This is a genomic window from Pseudomonas sp. GW821-FHT03C07 (assembly GCF_059420925.1).
Map to the genome: position 1 here is coordinate 41,124 of NZ_JBWKUQ010000004.1, position 23,797 is coordinate 64,920.

22 protein-coding genes, 1 tRNA gene and 1 pseudogene are annotated in these 23,797 nt (G+C 56.3%); 14 read left to right on the plus strand and 10 right to left on the minus strand.

The window, feature by feature from the left end:
* Nucleotides 1–13: 13 nt before the first annotated feature.
* Both serS and cysG read left to right on the plus strand, forming a co-directional pair.
* Nucleotides 14–1,294 (plus strand): serine--tRNA ligase, encoded by a 1,281-nt coding sequence (gene serS, locus AC07VG_RS09390; protein WP_495003651.1) that lies wholly within the window; start codon nucleotides 14–16, stop codon nucleotides 1,292–1,294.
* A complete protein-coding gene (cysG, locus tag AC07VG_RS09395; RefSeq protein ID WP_495003650.1) occupies nucleotides 1,295–2,689 on the plus strand; it encodes a siroheme synthase CysG in 1,395 nt (464 codons plus the stop codon). It begins immediately after the preceding gene.
* 170 nt (nucleotides 2,690–2,859) lie between these two features.
* Here the strand turns inward: cysG and AC07VG_RS09400 are convergent, their stop codons facing one another.
* The 7 genes from AC07VG_RS09400 to AC07VG_RS09430 all read right to left on the minus strand — a co-directional run bounded on the left by AC07VG_RS09400 (nucleotide 2,860) and on the right by AC07VG_RS09430 (nucleotide 7,112).
* The gene (locus AC07VG_RS09400) at nucleotides 2,860–3,858 is read right to left on the minus strand and encodes a glutathione S-transferase family protein (protein ID WP_495003649.1); all 999 of its coding nucleotides are present in this window, start codon (nucleotides 3,856–3,858) and stop codon (nucleotides 2,860–2,862) included.
* A gap of 88 nt (nucleotides 3,859–3,946) precedes the next feature.
* Nucleotides 3,947–4,948, minus strand: coding sequence for a glycosyl transferase family protein (locus tag AC07VG_RS09405; protein WP_495020914.1), 1,002 nt, complete (start codon nucleotides 4,946–4,948; stop codon nucleotides 3,947–3,949).
* A complete protein-coding gene (locus AC07VG_RS09410; RefSeq protein WP_495020915.1) occupies nucleotides 4,945–5,280 on the minus strand; it encodes a TusE/DsrC/DsvC family sulfur relay protein in 336 nt (111 codons plus the stop codon). Before AC07VG_RS09410 ends, AC07VG_RS09405 begins: the two co-directional genes overlap by 4 nt.
* A complete protein-coding gene (gene tusB, locus AC07VG_RS09415; protein WP_495003646.1) occupies nucleotides 5,277–5,576 on the minus strand; it encodes a sulfurtransferase complex subunit TusB in 300 nt (99 codons plus the stop codon). Before tusB ends, AC07VG_RS09410 begins: the two co-directional genes overlap by 4 nt.
* A complete protein-coding gene (gene tusC / locus AC07VG_RS09420) occupies nucleotides 5,576–5,938 on the minus strand; it encodes a sulfurtransferase complex subunit TusC (protein WP_495003645.1) in 363 nt (120 codons plus the stop codon). Before tusC ends, tusB begins: the two co-directional genes overlap by 1 nt.
* Before the next feature lies 1 nt (nucleotide 5,939).
* The gene (tusD, locus tag AC07VG_RS09425) at nucleotides 5,940–6,332 is read right to left on the minus strand and encodes a sulfurtransferase complex subunit TusD (RefSeq protein ID WP_495020916.1); all 393 of its coding nucleotides are present in this window, start codon (nucleotides 6,330–6,332) and stop codon (nucleotides 5,940–5,942) included.
* A 111-nt stretch (nucleotides 6,333–6,443) separates the two neighbouring features.
* Nucleotides 6,444–7,112, minus strand: coding sequence for a Bax inhibitor-1/YccA family protein (locus AC07VG_RS09430; protein WP_191486721.1), 669 nt, complete (start codon nucleotides 7,110–7,112; stop codon nucleotides 6,444–6,446).
* A gap of 122 nt (nucleotides 7,113–7,234) precedes the next feature.
* Here AC07VG_RS09430 and AC07VG_RS09435 point away from each other — a divergent pair.
* The 6 genes and pseudogenes from AC07VG_RS09435 to AC07VG_RS09460 all read left to right on the plus strand — a co-directional run bounded on the left by AC07VG_RS09435 (nucleotide 7,235) and on the right by AC07VG_RS09460 (nucleotide 12,134).
* Nucleotides 7,235–7,322 (plus strand) — tRNA-Ser (locus AC07VG_RS09435).
* A 356-nt stretch (nucleotides 7,323–7,678) separates the two neighbouring features.
* Nucleotides 7,679–7,920 (plus strand): annotated as a pseudogene (locus AC07VG_RS09440) (MFS transporter); the annotation flags it as partial.
* A 125-nt stretch (nucleotides 7,921–8,045) separates the two neighbouring features.
* On the plus strand, nucleotides 8,046–8,603 hold the full coding sequence (locus tag AC07VG_RS09445) for a polysaccharide biosynthesis/export family protein (RefSeq protein ID WP_495020917.1): 558 nt from the start codon (nucleotides 8,046–8,048) through the stop codon (nucleotides 8,601–8,603).
* A gap of 32 nt (nucleotides 8,604–8,635) precedes the next feature.
* Nucleotides 8,636–9,745, plus strand: a complete 1,110-nt coding sequence (locus AC07VG_RS09450) for a hypothetical protein (protein ID WP_495003642.1) — start codon at nucleotides 8,636–8,638, stop codon at nucleotides 9,743–9,745.
* A 20-nt stretch (nucleotides 9,746–9,765) separates the two neighbouring features.
* Entirely contained in the window at nucleotides 9,766–11,316 is a 1,551-nt protein-coding gene (locus AC07VG_RS09455; RefSeq protein ID WP_495003641.1) for a GumC family protein, read from the plus strand.
* 86 nt (nucleotides 11,317–11,402) lie between these two features.
* On the plus strand, nucleotides 11,403–12,134 hold the full coding sequence (locus AC07VG_RS09460; protein ID WP_495003683.1) for a CpsD/CapB family tyrosine-protein kinase: 732 nt from the start codon (nucleotides 11,403–11,405) through the stop codon (nucleotides 12,132–12,134).
* Between the two features lie 37 nt (nucleotides 12,135–12,171).
* Here AC07VG_RS09460 and galE read toward each other — a convergent pair whose 3' ends face one another.
* The 3 genes from galE to AC07VG_RS09475 form a co-directional block, all read right to left on the minus strand.
* Entirely contained in the window at nucleotides 12,172–13,149 is a 978-nt protein-coding gene (galE, locus tag AC07VG_RS09465; protein WP_495003640.1) for a UDP-glucose 4-epimerase GalE, read from the minus strand.
* 87 nt (nucleotides 13,150–13,236) lie between these two features.
* Entirely contained in the window at nucleotides 13,237–15,915 is a 2,679-nt protein-coding gene (locus AC07VG_RS09470; protein WP_495020918.1) for a glycoside hydrolase 5 family protein, read from the minus strand.
* A gap of 5 nt (nucleotides 15,916–15,920) precedes the next feature.
* Nucleotides 15,921–17,447, minus strand: coding sequence for an O-antigen ligase family protein (locus tag AC07VG_RS09475; protein ID WP_495003638.1), 1,527 nt, complete (start codon nucleotides 17,445–17,447; stop codon nucleotides 15,921–15,923).
* 96 nt (nucleotides 17,448–17,543) lie between these two features.
* On the opposite strand from AC07VG_RS09475, the gene AC07VG_RS09480 reads away from it, so the two are divergent.
* The 6 genes from AC07VG_RS09480 (at nucleotide 17,544) to AC07VG_RS09505 (ending at nucleotide 23,770) form a co-directional block, all read left to right on the plus strand.
* Nucleotides 17,544–18,920 (plus strand): oligosaccharide flippase family protein, encoded by a 1,377-nt coding sequence (locus tag AC07VG_RS09480; RefSeq protein WP_495003637.1) that lies wholly within the window; start codon nucleotides 17,544–17,546, stop codon nucleotides 18,918–18,920.
* A 204-nt stretch (nucleotides 18,921–19,124) separates the two neighbouring features.
* Nucleotides 19,125–20,228: a glycosyltransferase family 4 protein gene (locus AC07VG_RS09485; RefSeq protein WP_495003636.1), complete on the plus strand. Its 1,104-nt coding sequence runs from the start codon at nucleotides 19,125–19,127 to the stop codon at nucleotides 20,226–20,228.
* An 82-nt stretch (nucleotides 20,229–20,310) separates the two neighbouring features.
* A complete protein-coding gene (locus tag AC07VG_RS09490) occupies nucleotides 20,311–21,267 on the plus strand; it encodes a glycosyltransferase family 2 protein (RefSeq protein ID WP_495003682.1) in 957 nt (318 codons plus the stop codon).
* Between the two features lie 8 nt (nucleotides 21,268–21,275).
* Nucleotides 21,276–21,800 (plus strand): serine O-acetyltransferase, encoded by a 525-nt coding sequence (locus AC07VG_RS09495; protein WP_495003635.1) that lies wholly within the window; start codon nucleotides 21,276–21,278, stop codon nucleotides 21,798–21,800.
* Between the two features lie 49 nt (nucleotides 21,801–21,849).
* Entirely contained in the window at nucleotides 21,850–22,827 is a 978-nt protein-coding gene (locus AC07VG_RS09500; protein ID WP_495003681.1) for a glycosyltransferase family 2 protein, read from the plus strand.
* Nucleotides 22,828–22,834: 7 nt separating this feature from the next.
* Nucleotides 22,835–23,770, plus strand: a complete 936-nt coding sequence (locus AC07VG_RS09505; protein WP_495003634.1) for a DUF535 family protein — start codon at nucleotides 22,835–22,837, stop codon at nucleotides 23,768–23,770.
* Nucleotides 23,771–23,797: the final 27 nt, after the last annotated feature.

The window sequence follows — 23,797 nt, forward strand, 5'->3', positions numbered from 1 at the left end:
ACGAGAAACCGACATGCTCGATTCCAAACTGTTACGTAGCAACCTTCAGGACGTAGCGGATCGCCTGGCCTCCCGTGGCTTCAGCCTCGATGTGGCACGCATCGAAGCGCTGGAAAACCAGCGCAAGGTGGTGCAGACCCGCACCGAACAATTGCAGGCCGAGCGCAATGCGGTTTCCAAGAGTATCGGTCAGGCCAAGCAGCGCGGCGAAGACATCGCGCCGTTGATGGCCAGTGTCGAAACCATGGGCTCCGAGTTGAGCGAAGGCAAGGTCGCGCTGGATGCGATCCAGTCCGAGCTGGACCAGATTCTGCTGAATATTCCGAACCTGCCCGACGCCTCCGTGCCGGTCGGTGCCGACGAAGAGGGCAACGTCGAAGTACGCCGCTGGGGCACGCCGACCGCCTTCGATTTCCCGATCCAGGACCACGTTGCCCTGGGTGAGAAGTTTGGCTGGCTGGATTTCGAAACCGCCGCCAAGCTCTCCGGTGCCCGTTTCGCCCTGCTGCGCGGTCCGATTGCGCGCCTGCACCGCGCCCTGGCGCAGTTCATGATCAACCTGCATATCAACGAGCACGGCTACGAAGAGGCCTACACGCCTTATCTGGTCCAGGCGCCAGCCCTGCAGGGCACCGGCCAGTTGCCGAAGTTCGAGGAAGACCTGTTCAAGATCAGCCGCGAAGGCGAAGCCGACCTGTACCTGATCCCGACCGCCGAAGTGTCGCTGACCAATATCGTTTCCGGCGAAATCCTCGATCCGAAACTGCTGCCACTGAAGTTCGTCGCCCACACCCCGTGCTTCCGCAGTGAAGCCGGCGCGTCGGGGCGTGATACCCGCGGCATGATCCGCCAGCACCAGTTCGACAAGGTCGAGATGGTCCAGATCGTCGAGCCGTCGACCTCCATGCAAGCCCTGGAAGGCCTGACCGCCAACGCCGAGAAGGTCCTGCAACTGCTCGAGCTGCCGTACCGTGTCCTGGCGCTGTGCACCGGCGACATGGGCTTTAGCGCCGTGAAGACCTACGACCTGGAAGTCTGGGTGCCGAGTCAGGACAAATACCGTGAAATCTCGTCGTGCTCCAACTGCGGCGATTTCCAGGCCCGGCGCATGCAAGCGCGTTTCCGCAACCCGGAAACCGGCAAGCCCGAGTTGGTGCACACCCTGAACGGTTCCGGCCTGGCCGTGGGCCGTACGCTGGTGGCGGTGCTGGAAAACTACCAGCAGGCCGACGGTTCGATCCGTGTGCCGGCAGTGCTCAAACCGTACATGGGCGGTATCGAGGTCATCGGCTAAATGGAATTTCTGCCGCTGTTCCACAACCTGCGTGGCCGCCGTGTGCTGGTGGTCGGTGGGGGGGAGATTGCCTTGCGCAAATCCCGCCTGCTGGCTGATGCTGGCGCGGTGCTACGGGTTGTCGCACCCGAGGTCGAGGTCCAGTTGCGTGAGCTGGTCAGTGGCAGCGGCGGCGAGTTGCTGTTGCGCGGTTACCTTGAAACCGACCTCGACGGTTGCGGGCTGATCATTGCCGCCACCGACGACGAGCCGCTCAACGCCCAGGTCTCGGCGGATGCCCATCGGCGCTGCGTGCCGGTCAATGTGGTGGATGCGCCGGCCTTGTGCAGCGTGATCTTCCCGGCGATTGTCGACCGTTCGCCGTTGATCATCGCGGTGTCCAGCGGCGGCGATGCGCCGGTGCTGGCGCGCTTGATCCGGGCCAAGTTGGAAACCTGGATTCCCTCGACCTACGGTCAACTGGCCGGTTTGGCCGCGCGTTTCCGGACCCAGGTCAAAGGTCTGTTTCCGGGTGTGCAACAGCGCCGGGCGTTCTGGGAAGAGGTGTTCCAGGGCCCGATTGCCGACCGCCAACTGGCCGGGCAGGGTGCCGAAGCCGAGCGTCTGCTGCTGGATAAGATCAACGGTGCGGCGCCGAATGCGCCGGGCGAAGTGTATCTGGTGGGCGCGGGGCCGGGTGATCCGGACCTGCTGACCTTCCGTGCCTTGCGCCTGATGCAGCAGGCGGATGTGGTGCTGTATGACCGCCTGGTGGCGCCGGCGATTCTGGAATTGTGCCGCCGCGATGCGGACCGGATCTATGTCGGCAAGCGTCGCGCCGATCACGCCGTGCCTCAGGACCAGATCAACCAGCAGTTGGTGGATCTGGCGAAACAGGGCAAGCGCGTGCTGCGACTGAAGGGTGGTGATCCGTTTATCTTCGGCCGTGGTGGCGAAGAGATCGAGGAGCTGGCGGCCCAGGGTATTCCGTTCCAGGTGGTGCCAGGAATCACCGCGGCCAGCGGTTGCTCGGCTTATGCCGGGATTCCATTGACCCATCGCGATTATGCGCAGTCGGTGCGTTTTGTCACCGGGCACTTGAAGGATGGCTCCACGGATCTGCCGTGGGCGGATCTGGTGGCGCCGGCACAGACTTTGGTGTTTTACATGGGCTTGGTCGGGTTGCCGGTGATCTGTGAGCAGTTGATTGCCCATGGTCGTTCGGCGCAGACCCCAGCGGCCTTGATCCAGCAGGGCACCACGGCCAATCAGCGGGTGTTTACCGGCACCTTGGCCAACCTGCCGCAACTGGTGGCGGAGCATGAAGTGCATGCACCAACGCTGGTGATTGTCGGGGAAGTGGTGCAGTTGCGTGAGAAGCTGGCCTGGTTCGAAGGCGCTCAATCCCAGGTTTGACGCCATCCCTACGGTTGACGCGAACCTCTACTGTAGGAGCCAGCTTGCTGGCGATGAACGCAAGAGCAGCGCGGTGATCCAGATTCTCCGTGTTATTGTTGATGTCCATCGCCAGCAAGCGGGCTCCTACAGGGGCGCGGCGTTTTCAAGTGCTGATTCCAGCGCGCCCCTCAGCTTTTCCAAACCCCACGTCCCGCCAACCGCTCGCGATCATGCTTGGCCGTGAAATCCTGCTGCGGTCCCTTGGGCACAATTCCCGTCGGATTGATGGTCCGGTGACTGGCGTAGTAATGCCCCTTGATATGGGCAAAATCCACCGTCTCGGCCACGCCGGGCCATTGATACAGCTCCCGCAGCCAGCTTGACAGGTTCGGATAGTCCGCAATCCGCCGCAGGTTGCATTTGAAATGGCCGTAGTACACCGCATCGAAACGGATCAGCGTGGTGAACAGTCGTATATCCGCCTCAGTCAGGTATTCCCCGGCGAGATAACGGTTCTCCCCCAGATGCCGTTCCAGCTGCTCCAACTCACCGAACACATCATCAAAGGCCGCTTCATAGGCCTCCTGTGACGTCGCAAATCCAGCCCGATAGACCCCGTTGTTCAGCGCCGGATAGATGCGCTCGTTCCAGCTGTCGATCTGCGGGCGCAAGGCTTCAGGATAGAAATCCAACTGATTGCCGGTCAGCCCATCGAACGCGCTGTTGAACATGCGGATGATTTCCGACGATTCATTGCTGACGATGCGTTGCAACTGCTTGTCCCACAGTACCGGCACGGTCACGCGGCCGGTGTAGTCGGTGGTATCGGCGGTGTAGCGCTGGTGCATGAAGGCCTGGTTATCGAGCTTATCGCCGCTGGAGCCGTAGGCCTTGTCGAAGGTCCAGCCATTTTCCAGCATCAGCCAACTGACCACGGACACATCGATCAGTTTTTCCAGGCCCTTGAGCTGGCGCAGGATCAGCGTGCGGTGGGCCCAGGGACAGGCCAGGGAGACGTAAAGGTGATAACGCCCGGCTTCGGCCTTGAAACCACCTTCGCCGCTGGGGCCGGGCCTGCCGTCGGCGGTCAGCCAGTTGCGGCGTTGCGCCTGTTCGCGCTGGAAGGCGCCGTCTTTGCTGCTTTCGTACCACTGGTCATGCCAGCGGCCGTCGATCAAAAGGCCCATCGGAAACTCCTCGGCAAGTGTGCGTTGGAGTCCAGTCTAAAGGCCTTTGTTCGAAAAAATAGCGCAAACCCTCGGGGTTAATTATCGATCAGATCGATCTATCCCGCGCATCCCAGTAGCGTCGGGCCTGTTCGAAGGCTGCTTCGCGGGGTGTGCCAAGACCACGCAGGGCCAGGGCGATGGTCGAGATCAGGGCCAGTTGCGGGTAGCTGTCCTCGACGTCGCCGCGCCAGATGGCCTTGAGGTGTTCCGGTTCCAGAGTCGCCGGTTTGACATGGCGTTGCTCGGACAGCGCCGGCCATTCCTCGTCCCAGCTTTCGCCGCCGGTGCTGCCGTAGAGATGGCTGCTGCTGTCCGGGTTGACCTCGATTTCGCCGCCGTCGCCCTTGATCACGATCACCGTGTCGCCGAGCAGGCCGCTGGCCTCGCGGTGCACTGCCTGGTAGCCGGGATGGAAGATGCTTTGCAGGCCGCAGCGCGCACCCAGCGGGTTGAGCAGGCGCGCCAGGGAGTGGATGGGCGAGCGCAGGCCGAGGGTGTTGCGCAGGTCGATCATGCGCTGCAAGGGCGCTGCCCAGTCGCCCAGGGGCATAAAGGCGATATTACCCTGGCCGATCGCTTGCTCGACGGCCGCCCAGTTGCGGCACAGCGGGATCCGCAGGGTCTCGAGCAACTGCTCGGTATAGAGACGACCGGCGGTATGGGCGCCACCGCCGTGCATGAAGATCTTGATGCCGTTCTGCGCCAGGCATTTGGCGGCCAGCAGGAACCAGGGCAGATGACGCTTCTTGCCGGCATAGCTTGGCCAGTCCAGGTCGATCGCCAGCTTGGGCGCCTGCAAGCGCTCGCGCAGGGCTTCAGTGAAGCCGGCCAGTTCCTCCGGGCTTTCTTCCTTGTGCCGCAACAGCATCAGGAAGGCGCCGAGCTGGGTGTCCTCGACCTTGCCGTCCAGCAGCATGCCCATGGCCTCGCGGGCTTCTTCGCGGGTCAGGTTGCGGGCGCCACGCTTACCCTTGCCGAGAATGCGGACGAACTGGGCGAATGGGTGCTCGGCGGGCGTTTCAGTGATCAACGGCGTGTACTCGGTCATAAGCAGTTCGTCGGTTTGGGCAGGCCCGCCAGCTTGGCGGCGAGTTTGGCGGGAGTGCCTTTGAACAAGCGGTTGAGGTGCAGGCTGTTGCCTTTCTCGGCGCCCAGCTTCAAGGCGGTGTACCTGATCAGCGGGCGGGTCGCGGGGGAGAGTTCGAACTCGCGGTAGAAACCGCGCAGCAGTTCAAGGATTTCCCAGTGTTCGGGGCTCAGTTCCAGTTCCTCGCGGGTGGCAAGGGCGGCCGCGACCTGCGGCGACCAGTCGCTCAGTTCCACCAGGTAGCCGTCCTTGTCCAGGGCGATGGCCTGTCCGTTCACCGTCAGCGTGTTCATAGCCAGGTATTGACCTTGTCGTAACGGATCGACAGTTCGACAAATGCCGGATAGTCGACGCTGGTGGCCCAGGTCGGGCACTCCAGGCCACGGGCTTGCAGGTCTTCGTCGAGCAGGAACAGGCGCAGGTCATCGCTGCGTTCTTCCAGTGCCTCCAGCGGCAGGCTGCGCGGCTGCACGGCATGCACCGCATCGCCACAGAGCAGCAGCGCATCCGTGCTGCCCAGCAGGCGCAGGCAACTGCCCAGGCGACTGTCGGTAAAAGGGGAGTGGGACAACACATGCAAGGTCGACATCAGAGGGTGATCACCTGGTCATAACGGTTAACAAGCGCACTGAGCTGTTCAGCCGTGAGCACCTCAAGCTCTTCGCCGGCGACCTGGGTCGGGAAGATCCCGCGGTCGGCCAGGCTGTCGGCGCAGGCGTACAGCTCATCGATGCCGAACAGCGACAGGGCCTGGAGGTTGGCGGTCAGGTCTTTCTGTTGCAGGGCCTTGGCGTTCTGTCCGGGCATCAACTGGAACACGCCGTCGTCCATGAACAGCAGGCCGATGGGCAGATCGAAGGCGCCGCCGGCCAGCACGATATCCAGTGCTTCACGGGCGGCCGGGCCGGACCAGGGCGCCTGGCGGCTGATAATCAACAGGGACTTGGGCATTTCAAGGCCCTCCAAAACAGATCAAGCGGTCGGCGGTTTGCACCGCATCGTGCAACTGGCCCAGGCCGGACAAGGTCCAGGGCGCTGACAGGTTGACCGCCGAGCGTTGATAGCGTTGGGCTTCTTCGTCGTTCAGCACACCGCGCCGCAGGGCTGCGGCGATGCAGACCACAGCGTCGAGCTGGTGTTCGCTGACGAAATCCGCCCATTGCCGCGGCAGGTCCTGCTCATCCTGGGGCGTGACCACACTGCTCGACGCGCTGTGCACGCCGTCCTGGTAAAAGAACAGCCGCACAATCTCATGTCCGTCGGCCAGTGCGGCCTGGGCGAACAGCAGGGCGCGACGGGAGGAGGGCGCGTGGGGCGCGGAAAACAGCGCAATGGCAAACTTCATGGGAGACTCTGTCGGCAAACCTGGGCTCATGATAAAGCCAGAACCCCCAAGAAGCTAAATTGCCGACAAGAAAAAGCCCGCCGAAGCGAGCTTTTTGCTTAGCGGGTGTGATCAGTCATCGCGGCCCATGATGCCGAAGATCTGCAACAGGCTGATAAACAGGTTGTAGATCGACACATACAGGCTGATGGTCGCCATGATGTAGTTGCGTTCGCCGCCGTGGATGATGGCGCTGGTCTGGAACAGGATGCAGACCGAGGAGAACAGCACGAAACCGGCGCTGATCGCCAGCTGCAGGCCACTGATGTGGAAGAACATGCTGGCCAGGGTCGCGCCGAGCAGGACGAAGAAGCCGACGGTGATGAAGCCGCTGAGGAAGCTCATGTCCTTGCGGCTGATCAGCACGTAGGCCGAGAGGCCGCCGAAGACCAGGGCGGTCATGGCGAAGGCCGAGCTGACCACTTCCGCGCCGCCCTGCATGCCCAGGTAGCGGTTGAGGATCGGGCCGAGCAGATAGCCCATGAAACCGGTAAGGGCGAAGGTGGAGACCAGGCCCCAGGCCGAGTCACGCAGCTTGTTGGTGAGAAAGAACAGCCCGTAGAAACCGATCAGCACCACGAACACGTTCGGGTAGCCGACGTGCATTTGCTGGGAGATGTAGGCCGTCAGGCCACTGAAGGCGAGGGTGAGGGCCAGAAGGCTGTAGGTGTTGCGCAGGACGCGGCTAACTTCTAGCTGCTCAGCCTGCACGCTGTTAACGGCGTAATCCTGTTCGCGCATGGCGACACTCCTTCGGGTTTGAAATGTTCAGTCTCAAAGATCATACCAGAGGCTCTGTAACAAGCTATCACGAGAGTTTGACAGTGTGTTTCATTCCGGTATTATGGCGCCCGCAGTACATAGGAGGTGTGGCCGAGTGGTTTAAGGCAGCAGTCTTGAAAACTGCCGACTGTAACAGGTCCCAGAGTTCGAATCTCTGCGCCTCCGCCATATTGGTAGCTGAGGGCCCCGTATTCCGGGGCCTTTTTGCTTTCTGTGGTTTCTGTTCCCCCACTCTGCTTTTGTGTGATTTTGCTCTGCCTCCCTCTAAAGGGCTGTGAATGCAGCGGTGTGAGCGTCTGGCATAAAAATACGCATTAACTCGTCTGACGTGCGCGACCTAGCCATCTGCGGCCTTGCTGTGCGTGGTCGGTCAGCACTCTATCGTCGTCATGTCGCAATCTTTTGCTCCATCGCTGCCTGATCTCCTGAATGATGGCTTTCTGCTCTGAGGGGCCATACTCCGCCTGATCGAAGAACATGAGTAGTTCTTGATGGTTGCTAATAGGGGCGCGTAGCGAAAGTGTGGCCTGATCGGCGACAAGCTCGGCCGAAAGGCCGTGACCTGGTTCTCGACCCTCGGCGTGGCGCCGTTCACGCTGTTGCTGCCTTATGTGGACCTGTTCTGGACCCGTGTGCTGAGCGATGGTGATCGGCTTCATCCTGGCTTCGGCGTTCTCGGCCATTGTGGTCTACGCTCAAGAACGAGTACCGGGCAACGTCGAGATGATTGTCGGGGGGCTTCGGTCTGATGTTTGATTTCTGCGGAAATTGGCCGCCAGGAAGCTCGAGGCGATTGCTGTTTGATCGTTTCTTTGGCGTCAAAGGAGAGGAATGCTTTCGCCCCGTTTTTATGTGAATCTCTGTGCATGCTACTTGGTCGGAGAGATCCTTATGTTGCGTTTGTTATTACCGGTGCTCTGCGCGCTGGCGGTCTGGCCCAGCATTACCAGTGCCGACGAAAAAGCCGCCGCTTATCTGCTAAGTCCGGGTGACGTCATTTCGGTTTCCGTTTGGGGCGAAGAGAAGCTGAAACAGGAGGTGCACGTACTTCCTGATGGCAGCATTACCTTCCCGCTGGCAGGACAAGTCGATGTTGCGGGGCTTGATGCCACTGCCGTCGCAAAGAAAGTCGCTGCCAGGCTTAAGGAGTTCATACCCGATCCGAACGTGAGCGTTGTCATCACGAGCACCGCAGGCAATCTCGTCTATGTGCAGGGTAAGGTGCTGAAGCCCGGCATCGTACAGATGTCAGGTCCAACTGCAGTGCTGCAAGTATTGAGCATGTCGGGCGGGCTCGACAAATTCGCCGACAAGGAGGACATCAAGGTCGTGCGCCGCAATGGGGCTAAACAAGAGATCCTGCCCGTCCATTACAGCGATTTGATGTCCGGGCGTGACATGTCCACCAATATTCAACTCCAGGCCGGCGATACGCTGGTCGTGCCTTAGCCTTGTGCGATGCACTAAGGATTATCTCGCCTGTGCTGCGAACGGCCGGAGTTGCGACGGCCATCTTGATCTTGCCGTGCTCCGGTGTGGCCTATGCTGCCACTTGGCAATCAGCAATCGTTCTGCCTTCGACTGTCGAGTACGACAGCAACCCGGTGCTTGTTACGGAAAACAAGAAGGGTGTGACTCGTACAATCATCGCCCCCGATTACACGCTTGTCGGTACTTCAGACCGGGATCAGTGGCGGTTCGGTCTTGGTGTGAATCTGGTGCGTTCGTCTGATACGTCCATCGTTTCGGACCGCGAAGACCCCAACGTGCAGTTGGGGTGGCAGCGCGAGACCGAAACGGGTGGTTTTGGACTCACGGCGAAGTATGTTGAGAGCTCAACGCTCTCCACGGCGGTTCAAGAAACCGGCGTGATTGTCGCCGATGGTACGCAAAAGCTAACCTCGTTCGGCGGCAACTGGAGTACCGCTCTCAGTGAGCGAACTACCTTGGTTAACGAAACCGACTACACACATGTCACTTACGACATTAATACACTGACCAACTATGACGAGCTTTCGAACCGCCTAAGCTTGAACTACGCATGGAGCGAGCGTGTGGAGCTATTCACGCGTTTTGGCGTGAAGCGTTATGAGCCGCAGCAGGGATCTGCGGTGTCTTCCTCAAACAGTTACACCCCCACTGTCGGCTTGAGCTTTGAGATCTCTGAGCGGCTCAAGGGGTCGCTTTACGCAGGTGTCAATCAAGTCTCTGGCCCGAACAGCCGCCCCCGTGGCCAAGGCGGTTTTTCGTTGCACTATACCGGTGAGCGTGTTGATACGAGTATCGGCGCCGATCGTAGTACTGTCGCCAGCGGCGACGGCGGTTTTGTCGAGGCGGATAACCTGAACGGTACATGGAGTTATGCCCTCGACGACACCAGCCGTACCGGTTTTGATACCTCATGGCAAAAAACCAAAGGGCTAACACCTAATACCCTGCGCACTGTCGGTGTCTGGTTTAGCCGGGAACTCTCGCCTTTTTGGGTGGCGCGCCTATCCTTCATGTACAAAGAACGCCAGCAAGATGGCTTGCCGGATGCCACCGCAAACGTCGTCGGGTTGACCTTGACCTATAGTCACCCCAACTTCTGAAATTCAGCAGGGTGATAAATATGACCTCTGAATACGAAATGTCGGTCAACGACTACCTTGCTGTCATGAAGCACCATGCCTTGCTGTTGATCCTGAGTGTCGCGGTAATACTCGGCACGAGCGTAGTGGTCGCGATCTCTATCCCGCCCATCTACGAGTCCTCTGGCACTATTCTGGTCGAGTCTCAGCAGATTTCGCCAGACCTGGTGGCGGCGAACAACAATACCTTGGCCGATGAGCGCATCGAAGTCATTCGCCAGCGCGTGATGACCCGTGAGCATCTGGAAGGGATCATCGACAAGTACAATCTTTTTGCTTCGCAAAGCAGGCAGTTGAGCGTTTCCGAGAAAATCGATGAAATGCGCAATGCGATTACAGTCTCCTTGGTCAGTGCTGTCGTTAAGGGGCGCGGAGAAGTGACGATTGCTTTCCGTCTTTCCTTTGAGCACCGGCAACCAGAGATTGCCAACAAAGTGGCCAACGAGCTGGTGACGCTGTTTCTGGATGAAAACATCAAGCAGCGCACCGAGCGCGCCAGTGAAACAACAGAGTTTCTGACGCAGGAGGCGGACAAGCTCAGGGTCGAACTGGAAGCCCTGGAAAACCGCTTGGCAGACTTCAAGCAAGCGCACAGCAACGCGCTTCCCGAGCATCAGGAGTTGCGCATGAATATGTTGTCACGCGCCGAAACCGAGCTCAAAGAGGTCGACCGTGACTACAAAACTGCCCGTGAGGAGTTGCGCTTCAATGAGTTGGAGCTTTCCGCAGCAGCGACCAAGCATGGATTGCCCGGCGCGGCGGTTGATAAACAGCAAGATCTGGGTAGCCTCAAGGCGGAGTACACCCGGTTACTGTCGCTGTATACGGAAGCTCACCCCGATGTGCGTGCCGTCAAACGCAAAATTGCTGCACTTGAGGCGACCAAAGGTGCTGGTGGTGCAGCGGTTCCAGTCAGTCTGGAACTTGCCAAGGCTCAGGCCCGGATCGCTGCCGCAGAAGCACGTATCAAGTCGCTGGCCGATCAAAAGCAGGAAATACTCAAAAAAATAGCCGACTACGAAGCGCAAATTCTTGAGACGCCGCAAGTCGAGCGCGGCTTGGTCACACTGATGCGTGACTATGAAAACGCTCGTAAAAAATACGAGGAAATTCGCACCAAGGAAATGAGTGCGAAAATTTCCGAAAGCCTGGAGCAGGAAAACAAAGCCGAGCGTTTTGTTCTTCTGGAATCGCCATTGATGCCTGAAAAACCGATACGGCCGAACCGTAAAAAAGTGGTTGCCATGGGCTTTGTTCTCGCTCCGGTGGGTGCTGGCGCATTGGTGATGCTCCTTGAGATGCTGAACCAGCGCGTGCGCGGAGCTGAAGCCTTGGCCAGTGTGCTGGGTAGACGCATATTGGTTGCGATTCCCTACATATACACCAGAGCGGAATTGGCACGCCGTAAGCAGTGGCGAACGCGATTGATCGTCAGTGGAATCGTGATCATCGTGCTCTTTTTGGTGCTCCTGCACTTCTTCTACATGCCTCTGGACCTTCTGATGTTTAAAACGCTGGGTCGGTTTGCATAAGGAATATAGCCATGGAAATAATCAAGCCCGATACCGAGAATTCCGAGCAACAGCCTTCGACAAGTCTCGTGACAATACAAAAAGCCATGACCGAGACCGGGCAGTCTGCTGGTCTGAATGCGCTGAGTTATGTGCAAACCAAAGTTGTACCGCTGCGGCCAGATCATCTCGAGCGCAATCGCATTGTGGCGTACAACAAGAATTCGAATATGGGGGGGGCTTTCGATCTGCTGCGTACGCAAGTTCTGAAAGTCATGGAAGAAAATGGCTGGCGTACGCTTGCTATCACCTCGCCAACTCCGGATGCAGGTAAGACTGTATTGGCGATCAACTTGGCAATGAGCATCGCCCATCACACCACCAAGACGGCGCTACTGGTGGATTTCGACTTGCGTCGTCCGATGGTAGGTGCCTGCCTGGGTCTGCCGATGGAGAAATCGCTCAATGAATTGCTGGACAATGAAGCGGAACTGCAAGAGGTTCTGGTCAACCCGACCTTGCCGCGCTTTGTCGTCCTGCCGACGCGAGAGCCGATCCCTCTCTCTACCGAGGTGCTGTCATCGCCCACAGTGAGCTATTTGATTACTGATCTGCGCGAGCGCTACGACTCGCGTATCGTGATTTTCGACTTGCCGCCGTTGTTGAGTTCGGACGATGTGATTACCGTCTTGCCTAAATTCGACTGCGTCCTGCTGGTGGTCGCAAACGGCATGAACAGCAAGAAAGAGATCGAGGAAAGCCTGTATCATCTGGGGACAGCCAATCTGATTGGCACGGTACTAAACAAAGCCGAGCCCCCCAACCGCTCTTACTACTAGAACGTCACCTTTAGGCGTTATGCGCCAGCGCCGACTTTCAGTGCCAAGGGTACTTCTGCTCCCAGCTCCAGGCGTGCGCCACTATCTGTTCAAGTGAGGCAAATTGCGGTTGCCAGCCAAGTAATGTGTTGGCCATGCGGGGATCGGCCACAAGGCGTGGCGGATCGCCGGCGCGGCGTGGCGCTTCGCTCACGGAGATATCTTGGCCGGTCACGGCGTGTGCAGTGTCTATTACTTGTTGTACTGAGAAACCTTGACCGTTTCCGAGGTTGAAAGCCCTGCTTGCACCACCTGCCAGTAAATAATCCACGGCAAGTGCATGAGCTGCAACGAGGTCGACAACGTGGATGTAGTCGCGAATGCAAGTGCCGTCAGGTGTGTCGTAGTCACGGCCATAGACGGTGATGGTTGTGCGCCGACCGGAGGCAGCTTGCAGTATCAGTGGCAGCAGGTGGGTTTCCGGTTCACGGCGTTCACCTAACTGTCCTTCAGGGTCTGCTCCGGCGGCGTTGAAGTAGCGCAGGCAGACCGATTTGAGCCCGTATGCACGGTCGAAATCTTCAAGTATCTGCTCCACCATCCACTTGCTGCGACCATAAGGGGTGATCGCGGCCTTGGGATGCTCTTCGTCGATAGGTACATACACCGGGTTGCCATAGACGGCTGCGGTCGAGGAAAAAATGAAGTTTTTAACCCCGGCACGAACCATGGCTTGTAGCAGCGTAAGGGTTCCAGCCAGGTTGTTTTGGTAATACTTGGCCGGTTCAGTGACGGATTCGCCCACCTGTATAAATGAGGCGAAGTGGAACACAGCATCAAAGTGCTGTCCCGCAAACAAGACGTCCAGGGCTTGTGTGTTGGCGATGTCCAGTTCGACCAATCTCCCGCCCATCAACGCGCCGCGATGGCCTGTTGAAAAGTTGTCTGCCACTACCGGTTCGTGACCTGCACGCAGTAGTTGCTTAACCATATGCGAGCCGATATAGCCTGCGCCACCAACAACCAAAAATTTCATCTTGATCTCCTGGAAACTGTTGCTGTGCAAGCCCAGATTGGTACGCCAGTTCGATCCACCTGATCATTACGTTAAAAGACAGGTTAGCTATTGATTCGCCAGCGCGCTGGAGGATGCTGTATTGACAGGGCCTGGCTGTGCGTTGCCTGAAGTTGTAGCTTGCGTGACGTCTTTTTTCAAAAACAACCAGTTCGACGCCTGCAAGCCGTCGAACTTGATCGTATAGCGTCCATCAAGGTAGGTGGCGGGTAGCCTGTTCATTTGTCCAGGGATGCCGTGGGTGAACAGTGTCAAGCCTGGCGGCGCCTGGATTGTCAGGGTGCCTTCGAGGGGCTCGACATAAAAAGGTGTTTTGCTGTCGTCTTTGGGGATGGCACGGGTACCCAGCGAAATCAGTAAATCCTGCGATCGGCCGACAGGCGCGTCGTCCAGGCTTTGCACCACCACACTGGCATTAGCGGTCTTCACTTGAACCTGGATGCTGCCAAGGCTGATCGACTCGCCGCCGATCCAGCCGGTTGCTGCTTGGGTACGTGGCGTATTGATGGTGTAGATGCCTAGTTTCCAGTTGCGCTTTAACTCGCCGGTGTCTGTCGTGGACTCGCTGGCATTGGCGTCCAGCAGCGACTGGTTGGGGTCATGAAACACTTGAGCATTGCTCGGGATCGCACTCTGTTGCAACCAGGGCAATTGCGGCGTCTGTGGCATGGCGATTTCCAGCTTGCCTTTCTCCATGGCTGTGCGCAGTAGAGCCGCGTTGGCTGGTGTGATGCGTTGGTTGAATAGGGTGCTTGGCGTCGGCGCGAAGACATAGATCGTTGTTGCTTCGCGAACGTCTGCACGGCGATAAAGCAAGGCGGCGGCGGGCAGGGTGGCCAGCATTGCAGGGTCGTTATAGGCGTGCCAGTTGTCGGCCGTTATCCATTCGCCGGTTAGCGGCTCCTGGCTGTAGGCATATTGCATCAGCGCACCCCAGCCTTGGTGGCTGGCGGTGCCGGCCATATAGAGTGGCAGCGAGTGGCGGTCAGGTGCCGGGAAAGGTTCAGTGTTCCACTCGGTGACGGTCAGGGGTTTGCCTACGACTTGGCCGGCGGCAATCCAGTTCAGTAAACCGTCGCTGGTGAGCGGGTTTTTCTCTAGCTGCCCAGAGCCACCGTAGCTATGGACGTCGATCAGGTCGCCGGCGGTAAGGGCCGGTAGGGAGCTTAGGCTGTCGCCGCCCCAGCTACTGGTCGTGGCGATGGGGACCTTCACTCCCAATTCACGTAGGTGCTGAATCATGTCTACGTTGAAACGTCGCTCCAAATCGTTAAGGAACAGCTTGGCGGGGCCTGGCTCCCAGGAGCGCCAGGTCTGGCTTGCAGATAGATTGTGCTGGTTCGCAAAGGCCTCGGCCTCGGCCATGTAGATCCGGTTGTGCTTTGGCACTCGTTTGTCTGGTAATAGGGCGTTGCCAAAGTGCTGGGTGACATCGTTTTCGTTGGTAATCAGTACGGCGGCGATCGCTGGATCGTCTTTGTAGGCGAGTCCGGTGTAGGTGTTTACATGGGTCAAATAGGCTTGGGCAAAATGCTTCATTGCCTGCTGAATGGTGATGTTTACATAGGCATAGCCCTTGAGATCGGCGTTGTTCTTGGCATTCTTTGGCATTTCATCGAAGCCATAGATGTTGTCGTTTGCAGTTAAGGCTCGCTCGACGTGCATATCGAGCCATACATAAATGCCCTCGTCTTTGAGGCACTTGATCCACCAGTCGATTTTTTTCAGTGAGTCCGGGCTTAGTTGCTGAGTGTCATGCGTGAGGTTGCTGTCGCGAAAGATGTTTGGGCTGACCCATGGGGAGTCATGGTGGTGCAGTCGTACGAGATTGAAACCGAGTGCCGACAGACGTTTGGCCTGCAGCTTGATTGCATCGTCTGGCGTACGAAACAGCGCATAGGCCGTCAGGTTAGTGCCCCAGAAGCGCGCAGGGGTGTTGTCTGCGAATAACAGTTGCTCGCCGGATACTTTGACGAAGCCGCGCTTGCCTGCAGGTTTTTCGTGAGCGTTAAGAAAGGACAGATCGACCGGCGAGGTTTTCCAGTCGAGCGTGTCACTCGGCCAGCTCCTTGTGTCCGCCAGCCCGAAGCGCTCGTTTGGGGTCGGACCGAGTACCACATCGCCAGATAGGCTCAAGGTGGCTTTGAAATTTTGCCGGCCGGGTTTGATCGTGTTCTTGTAAAAAAAAGCACGCACCTGAGATTTATCACCCGGTTCGAAGTACACACTTGCCAGTGCAGGCTCAAAACGCATCTCGATGCGTCGGCTTTGTGTATTCCCCCAGGACCAGCCGCGGTTGTCGGGTAGCAAAGCCGGCTCACCCATTTCTCCATCGTAAAGGGCAGGATCGAACTTGAAGACGATGCCCCCGCCCATCACGTTCGGCATCATGCTGTGTGCATCCAGGGCAATGTTCCAGGTCAACTTCTGCTCGTCTTCCTTCTGAATTTGCGCAGTCACGTCGAAATCCAGTTTTTTGTTCTTGCCTGCAAGGGAGTAGCTATAAGGGGTGTTCACTTTGAATGCGGTCGGCAAATCCGTCCATTCCCAGTTGCTCCCCCAGAAGGCGAATGAAGAAGAAACTACAGGGTTGCCACCGCGCATCAGCATTGGCAGACCGCTGCGCTCATCCACGCTGGAGACCCAGTCCGACGCCCAGGTGCTAAACGGCCAAAGAGCAAGGAGAACCACTAGCAGCATAGGGGTTCGGTGAAAAAAAGGGGTCATGAGCGTTACCAGGGTTGAAGGTTGGCGCTCGCAGTGCTTGCAGTCTCAGTGCGCTTGAGCCTGCGCACCATCTGAGCATAGGCCACACCCAGTCCGGCCACCGACCAATACACCACGGGGATCACCGTGATACTGCTAACGGTAAAGATGGTCACTAGTATCCCGGCCAGTACCGCCAACAGCGCACGTCCGAGTCGGCGCGCCTCATCGTCTTTGTTGGGGACCGAACGCATTGCTGTGCGGATGCCGAGCAGCACAGCGGCGAAAAAAACCACGAATAGCGTCAATCCGATCAGGCCGATATCCAGCGCCAGGGCGATATAGGTATTCACAATATCGATGATGCCCTCGCCCTGAATCATTGACTGCATCTCAGGAGTGTTGCGGTAATCGAAAGAGCCCAACCAAGGGTTGCGCTGGATGACGATCACTGAGTTATCAATCAAGCGCTGCCGGTACGTGATGTTCTCTACGTCTACCGTACCGATGAACGGTAGTAGATCCAGGATTTTTTGCCCGTCAGGCACGATGGTCAGCAGAGGAAGGGCGAGCACTCCGGCGATTGCCAGAAGCATCAGGCGTTTGACCGCTTTACGGCCGGTGGCGATGAACACGGTGATCATGACGGCTGCACCGATCCAGGGGCCACGCGACAGCGGTGCAAACAGACCGCCAGCCAGCAAGAGCGCGCCGAAGAATTGCTGCAATCGGCTGCGTACGCTCTCGCGCAAGAACAGGTAAAAGCCGATGGCCACGCTAATGACGTAACCCAGTGCGATTGCCTGGCCGGTGGTGGCGCTGGCGCGTAATGAACCACCACGATCCAAGTAGCTGGACATTTCCCAGTGCATGTCCAGGGCAACAATCAGCGCGTTGTACAGCAGCCAATGGCGGGTGAGCTCGACGAGACCAATAAGCGCCAGCACCATGGCGGCGAGTACAAATCCCAACAGAGCATCCTTGAAGTCGCTGAGTTCCTTCAGTGCCCTGCTGGCAACGTAGTAAGGCAAAAAAACGTCTGTGAACAGGTAGAGCGTCTGGCGCAAGGTGTCGGTCAGCGTGGTGTCACGCAGGTAAAGCAGGCTCGTCAGCAAGAGGTAGGCCGCTAGCAGTTTGTCAGGCCAGGTGCGTCCGAAGCTCAGTGTGCTTGCTTGCCTGCGTAGCATGAAAAAAGCCGGCAACAACAGACACAATGCGAGCAGACGAATATGGTTAAGTGCAAAAAAATAGTTGATCAGGCCGAAGCCGGGAATCTGTGCCGGGACCGGCGGGACGAGAAACAGCAGAAGGAAAAACAGTGCCAGAGGATTGCGTTCGCGTTGTCGTGCGACGGTCAAAATGATAGCGGCAATGCCCGCGTACACCCAGAAACTGTGTGAGACAAAGGCCAGTAGCGTCAATGCGAACCACAGATTGCGGCGACGAGTGAAGTCGTGGTGTGGGATCAGGTCTACTGCTGGTCGACGCGCCAGGGCAAAAACGATGCCAGCTAAAACTAGAATGACGATTAACGCGCGAAAGTGCTCAGGCATGGATGATTGAACTCATGGATTGGTGAGCAACGGCTAGTGAGATGACCAATTGTAGCTATAGTAACGTGCGTACCATTTGAGTTCGGGGTTGATGTTATGCCTCCAATTGACTTATCGCCAACGTTGAGCCTTCGCAGGCGAGCGATATCTGCTGGGGCATGGAATCTGGGTGCGCTTTTTGCATCTCAAGCATTTCGCTTGGGCGGCAACCTTGTAATGGCCCGTCTGTTGATGCCGGAAATTTTCGGCGTGATGATCATCGCCACCACCGTTTCGGTGGTTCTACACTTGCTTTCCGATGTCGGTTTGCGCCAGAACATTATCCAGAGCCCGCGTGGCGACGATCCAGTGTTTCTCAATACCGCCTGGACAGTGCAGATCCTGCGTGGCGTTGTCCTTTTTGCTTCGACACTTCTAATCGCGGGTTTCACCTGGTTTGCACAAGTCATCAATCTGTGGCCGGCCAATTCCACCTATGCCGCACCAGAGTTGCCGCTGGTGTTGGCCGTTACCGGTTTTACCGCGATCATCTTTGGGTTCCAGTCGACGAAAATCGACTTGGCAGTTCGCGCTTTCCAGCAAAAGAAAGTGGTGCTCCTCGAGTTTGCGTCCCAGCTTGCGGGCCTGCTGGTGATGCTGGGCATCGGTTACTTCACCAGGTCCATCTGGTCGCTGGTGATTGCAGGTCTGGTCGCGGCCATGGTCGGCACTGTTCTTGGTCATCTATGGTTTCAGGGCCCGTCTAACCGTCTACAGTGGGACCGCTCTGCGCTTAAGGAGTTAGTCGTCTTCGGCCGTTGGATACTGTTGTCTTCGGCAGTAGGGGTATTGGCCATGTATGGTGATCGCATCTGGTTCGGCGGTGGCATGTCGACCACTGAACTGGGCGTCTACTCCATTGCGGTGCTGATTTTGGGCACTCTTCAAACCGGAGTGCTTAGGTTGGTCGGGGCCGTGGCCCTGCCGGCCTTCAGTGAAGCCTCAAGAAGTAATGACAGCACGCGGCTCCGCGTTTTGTATTACCGCTTCAGATTGATTTTCGATCTTGCTTTACTGTTTGTCTGTGGACTGTTCTTGACCGTTAGTCCGCTCATCGTTGGTGGGTTATACGATGAGCGTTATGCCGCTGCCGGCACCATGATGGCGGTTCTTTCACTTTCTCTTTTCACCTTGCGCTACACGGTGGCGCATCAAGTTTGGCTTGCCTTGGGACTCACAAAGTACCAAGCCATGGATAACATTATTCGCATTGTCTCGTTATGGGGGTTACTGCCGCTGCTGCTGGCGATTGGCGGGATAAAATATGCGATTTGGGGCGTTGCCCTGCATACGTTCCCTACGCTGATCCTGATTGTTTATGTCAATTGTCGTGTGGGGCTGTTCGATCTCAAACGTGAACTGGTGGTGCTGCCAATGCTGGCAGTGGGGGCTTTGTGTGGAGAGTTAGTGTTGGGCGTTGCTGAATGGCTTTGATTTGAGCTATGTCTCTTGCTGTTTCCAATGCGGTGACAGACCGTCTTCAAAGGCTGATATAGCGTTTTCCGAGATCGAGCATCATCTTTAGAGCTTCCGTCGGATTCGGGATTCAAGAGGTAGATTGATGGAAAATTGCTTGGCTGGAAGTGCATTGAGTTTGAATAGGCACCTCCTGTGTTCAGCGGTTTTGGAGGAGATCTAATGAAAGTGACTTTTGTGTTGCCGGTGGTGAACATGTCGGGTGGAATTCGCGTCGTTGCAATTTACGCCAAGGCATTGTTTGAAAGGGGGCATGATGTAACACTCGTTTCCCCGCCGGCACCTCCTATTCCGCTGAAAAGGAAGATGAAGCGTTTCATCACGGGTGAGGGGTGGCCGATAAGCGAGAGAAGACCATCTCATTTAGACGGTCTCGGTCTTGATCACCGGGTGATAGAAAAATACAGGCCTATTTTGGATTCGGATGTTCCAGATGCAGATGTTGTAATTGCAACTTGGTGGGAAACGGCTGAGTGGGTGAATTCTCTAGGTCAGGCTAAGGGTGTAAAAGTATATTTTGTGCAGGGGCATGAAGTGTTTCCTAATTGCCCGGTGGATAGGGTTGTGGCGACGTATAAAATGCCTTTGCATAAGATAACCATTTCGAAGTGGTTGGCTGATGTAATGAGCATGGAATATGGCGATTCTAATGTTAGCTTGGTTGGGAATAGTGTCGATCATCAGCAGTTTTTCTCCGTGCCGAGGGGAAAACAGCGTTGCCCAACAATCGGTTTTTTGTATCATGAAGCGCCATTTAAAGGGCTTGATGTTGCCCTTCAGGTAGTTTCTTTGCTCGAGAAGAAATTTTCAAAACTTCGAGTTATAACCTTTGGAAGTGCTCCTCCTAGTGGTTTTTTCAAGCTTCCCGCGAGTCTGGAATTTCATCTTTCTCCCGATCAAGATCGTGTGCGTGATTTATATGCGCAATGTGATGTCTGGCTCTCAGCAAGCCGGAGTGAAGGTTTTAATCTGACAGCGATGGAAGCGATGGCATGTAGGGCTCCGGTAGTCTCAACGCGTACGGGCTGGCCGTTAGAGGCAATAGCCTGTTTAAAAAACGGCGTACTGGCCGATATCGATGATATTGATGCCTTGGCTCGTGGTGTTGAACGGCTATTGACGTTAGACGAGTTGGAGTGGCGTGCGGTTTCAGAGCGGGCATGTCAAACGGTGGCCTCAAGTTCTTGGGAGAACTCTGCAAAATTATTTGAAGCGGCACTTAATAATGCTTGTGTGAGGAGCGTTCCTGAAGGGCGGTTGTGTTAAGCGGAGCTTGAATAATGTCGATTTATAAATGGTTTTGTCATCCGGCGATGAAAATTCAGCACTCTTTTGGGGGGGCGATCTAATGATTGGTGCTCCTCTTGATGTGTTAGTAGTTAACTACAATACAGCGACTCTGCTGCAACCCATGTTTAATGCGTTGCGCGAGTCAAACAGTGCTGATCGAACGCGCTATTTAGTGGTGGACAACGCCTCTGCCGATAATTCACTGGAGTGCCTGGCAACTATTTGTCCAGAGGCATTTCTGCTGGCCAATGAAAATAATGTGGGCTTTGGTCGTGCCAACAATCAGTTGGTAGAGCACCTGCAGGGCAAGTACGCGTTGCTCCTCAATACCGATGCCTTTGTTGCTGCTGATACCCTGAGCAAGACCCTCGGTTACATGGAGGCTCACCCTGATTGCGGAGTCCTTGGCGTTCGCTTGGTTGGGCAAGAGGGTGATTTGCAGCCCTCCTGTCGCTATTTTCCGACGCCGTTGAATGTCTTCCTCTCGCGTACAGGGCTTGAACGCTTTTTCCCTGTGGTGAAGAGGGTCGACGACATGGGCTGGGATCATGCCTCGGTCCGTGAATGCGACTGGGTGCCCGGCTGCTATTACTTGATCCGCCGTGAAGTCATCGATCAGGTTGGCTTGTTCGACCCGCGCTACTTTCTTTACTACGAGGAGATCGATCACTGCAAACGCGTTAAACAGGCCGGTTGGAAGGTGGTTTATTACCCGCATACCACCGTGAAGCATATCGGCGGTGAAAGTGCCAAATCGGTTGTCGAACTCAATGTGGTCAGTCGACAGATACCCAGGTTACAAATCGAAAGCGAGCTTTTGTACTTTCGCAAGCACCACGGTCTACTGGGTTTGGCCTCACATATGTTACTGGTGAGCCTGGGTGATCTGATTCTGGCGCTCAAGGCTCTATTGAAAGGTCGCGGCCGGGCCGCCATAGGGGCGTGTTGGCAGCATGCTCGTGATACTTGGGCGTTGCTGCGCGATACCCAACTTGCTAGCCAACCAACACGATAGGTCAACTTATGTTCGAAAATATACGTGCGGATTTGCGTGCACACGCTGGCGATTGGGCGGCTCAGGGGTTCTGGGTGATGTTGGTTTATCGCTTTGGGCGCTGGCGCTACGGTGTGCGCCCAGCATTGTTGCGTAAGGGGCTCTCCTTTATATACAAAGTGCTCTTCAAATTGGTGCAGATCGTGACGGGTATCGAGCTTCCGTGTGAGGTGGTGATCGGTCGCAATTTCGTCATCGATCATTTCGGCGGAATTGTGATCAGTGGTTATGCTCAGTTCGGCGATGATTGCCGCATCCGCAATGGCGTGGTCGTGGGGCTCAAGAATGTGGATGAGCCGATTGCCCCGGTGATGGGTAACAATGTTGATATCGGTGCCGGGGCCAAGGTGCTGGGCAATATCCGCATTGGTAACAACGTCGTGATTGGTGCCAATGCCGTGGTGCTGACAGATGTACCGGACGACTCGGTGGCAGTGGGCGTGCCTGCGACTATCAAGAAAAGGCCGCGCGCAGAAGCAGGGGAATGCTTATGAACCATCGGGTGGACGATATCGAGCAGTTTTACATCGTTGAGTGAACTCAATGGCTACTGGTATTGGTGTCGTTGTTATCGGTCGCAATGAAGGCCTACGGCTTGAGCGTTGCCTGGCTTCGCTGGGCGGTGCGGCGCAGAAGGTTATTTATGTCGACTCTGGATCAACGGATGGTTCAGTCCAGATGGCACGACGGCTCGGGGTCGAAGTGGTTGAGTTGGAGATGTCGATTCCCTTTACGGCTGCGCGCGCGCGCAATGAAGGATTTGCCTGCGTGCAACGTTTATTGCCGGCGATGCGTTATGTGCAGTTTGTCGATGGTGATTGCGAGGTTGTCGGTGGCTGGTTGCCCCGGGCGCAGGCCTTTCTTGATGCTCAGCCTGAGGTTGCGGTGGCCTGTGGAAGGCGCCGTGAACGTTTTCCACAGCGTTCGATTTACAACTTATTGTGTGATCTTGAATGGGATACCCCGATCGGTGAGGCCAAGGCTTGTGGTGGCGATGCGCTGATACGGGCTGACGCCTTCGCTGCGGTGTCTGGTTTTCGAGCGGATCTTATTGCCGGGGAAGAGCCTGAGTTGTGCGTGCGTCTGCGTGCGAATGGATGGAAGGTCTGGCGCCTGGCTGACGAAATGACCTTGCACGATGCGGCCATGACCCGCTTCGGCCAATGGTGGCGGCGTACCCTGCGTGGTGGCTACGCCTTTGCCGAGGGCGCATTTCTGCATGGGGCCGCACCGGAGCAACATTGGCAGCGTGAGTCGCGCCGGGCCTGGCTCTGGGGCTTGGGTGTTCCGCTGGCGACTATGATCGCGAGTTTGATGCTGGGATGGTTTGGGCTGCTTCTGCTGCTGGTCTATCCACTGCAGGTGGTGCGCTTGGCGCGCCGGGGCGATAGATCAGTGCGCGAAAACTGGCTGCAGGCCTTCTTTCTGGTGCTGAGCAAATTTCCCGAGATGCTCGGGCAAGTCAAGTTTCTGTTGCACAGATTTGGCGCCGGCAAGACGGCGTTGATCGAATACAAGTGAGACGGCTATGAATGATTGGCTGATACTAAAAAGCGTATTTTCTTTACATGCAGGGTATTCCTTCAGGGCATTGAAAAACAAGCTTAAATTACTGATTTTAGTTGGAAAAAACTGGTCTGAGCTAAAGTTGTTTTTGTGGCGCATGTCGAATGCCCTGGGCAAGACCAGTTTTGAGCGGTTGGGCGGTGATTGTGTGGGTGTTGTTCATTGGCCGTACATCAGTAGATGCTGGAGATCTCAGGATAGACTTAGTGTGTTGGCCTCGCATTACGAAGTTGTCACAAAAAACTGTCCGCAGCTATTACTTCTGGGGCGAAATGACCGCTTGATGTTGAGTGACTTGTCGGAGTGCTCTGTTGGTTGTTCCTTGGTTCTAGATCGTCCGGTATGGTTTATGCGTGAAGGGGAGTTGGTGCTGAATTTGTTTCAGGGTGATTTGCGTATTGCATCAATAGCGTTCACCTTGTGTCGCACGGAAGTTGAGTTATGTATTTTTATCGGTGCCGTTCAAGGGATACACAAAGGCGTAGAGAGTGATAGGTCTTTGGAGATTTATAGAACACTGACAAAAGATTTTGAAGGCCTTCGCCCAAGAAGTCTTCTGATCGAAGCCATTAAGCATCTTGCAAGAAGTGTTGGTGTTGAAAAGATTTATGCGATAGGGGATGGATATCGTCATCATCGTCATCCGTATTTTGGCGCTGAAAAAGCTCAAGACCTGGCGGCTAATTATGATGTCATATGGTTGGAACATGGAGCGATTCCGTCCGAGCGTGAAGATTTTTTTGAAATTCCCATGGTGCTGTCCAAAAAATCGCTTGATTGTATTCCTTCAAAAAAACGTGCCATGTACCGCAGGCGTTATGAGCTTTTAGATGATATTTTTACAAGGATAGATGGTGTGTTAATAGGCAGCTGTGGAACTAACGAAAGCGCTCATTAGGTCGATATTTGACTGTAGGGCATATAC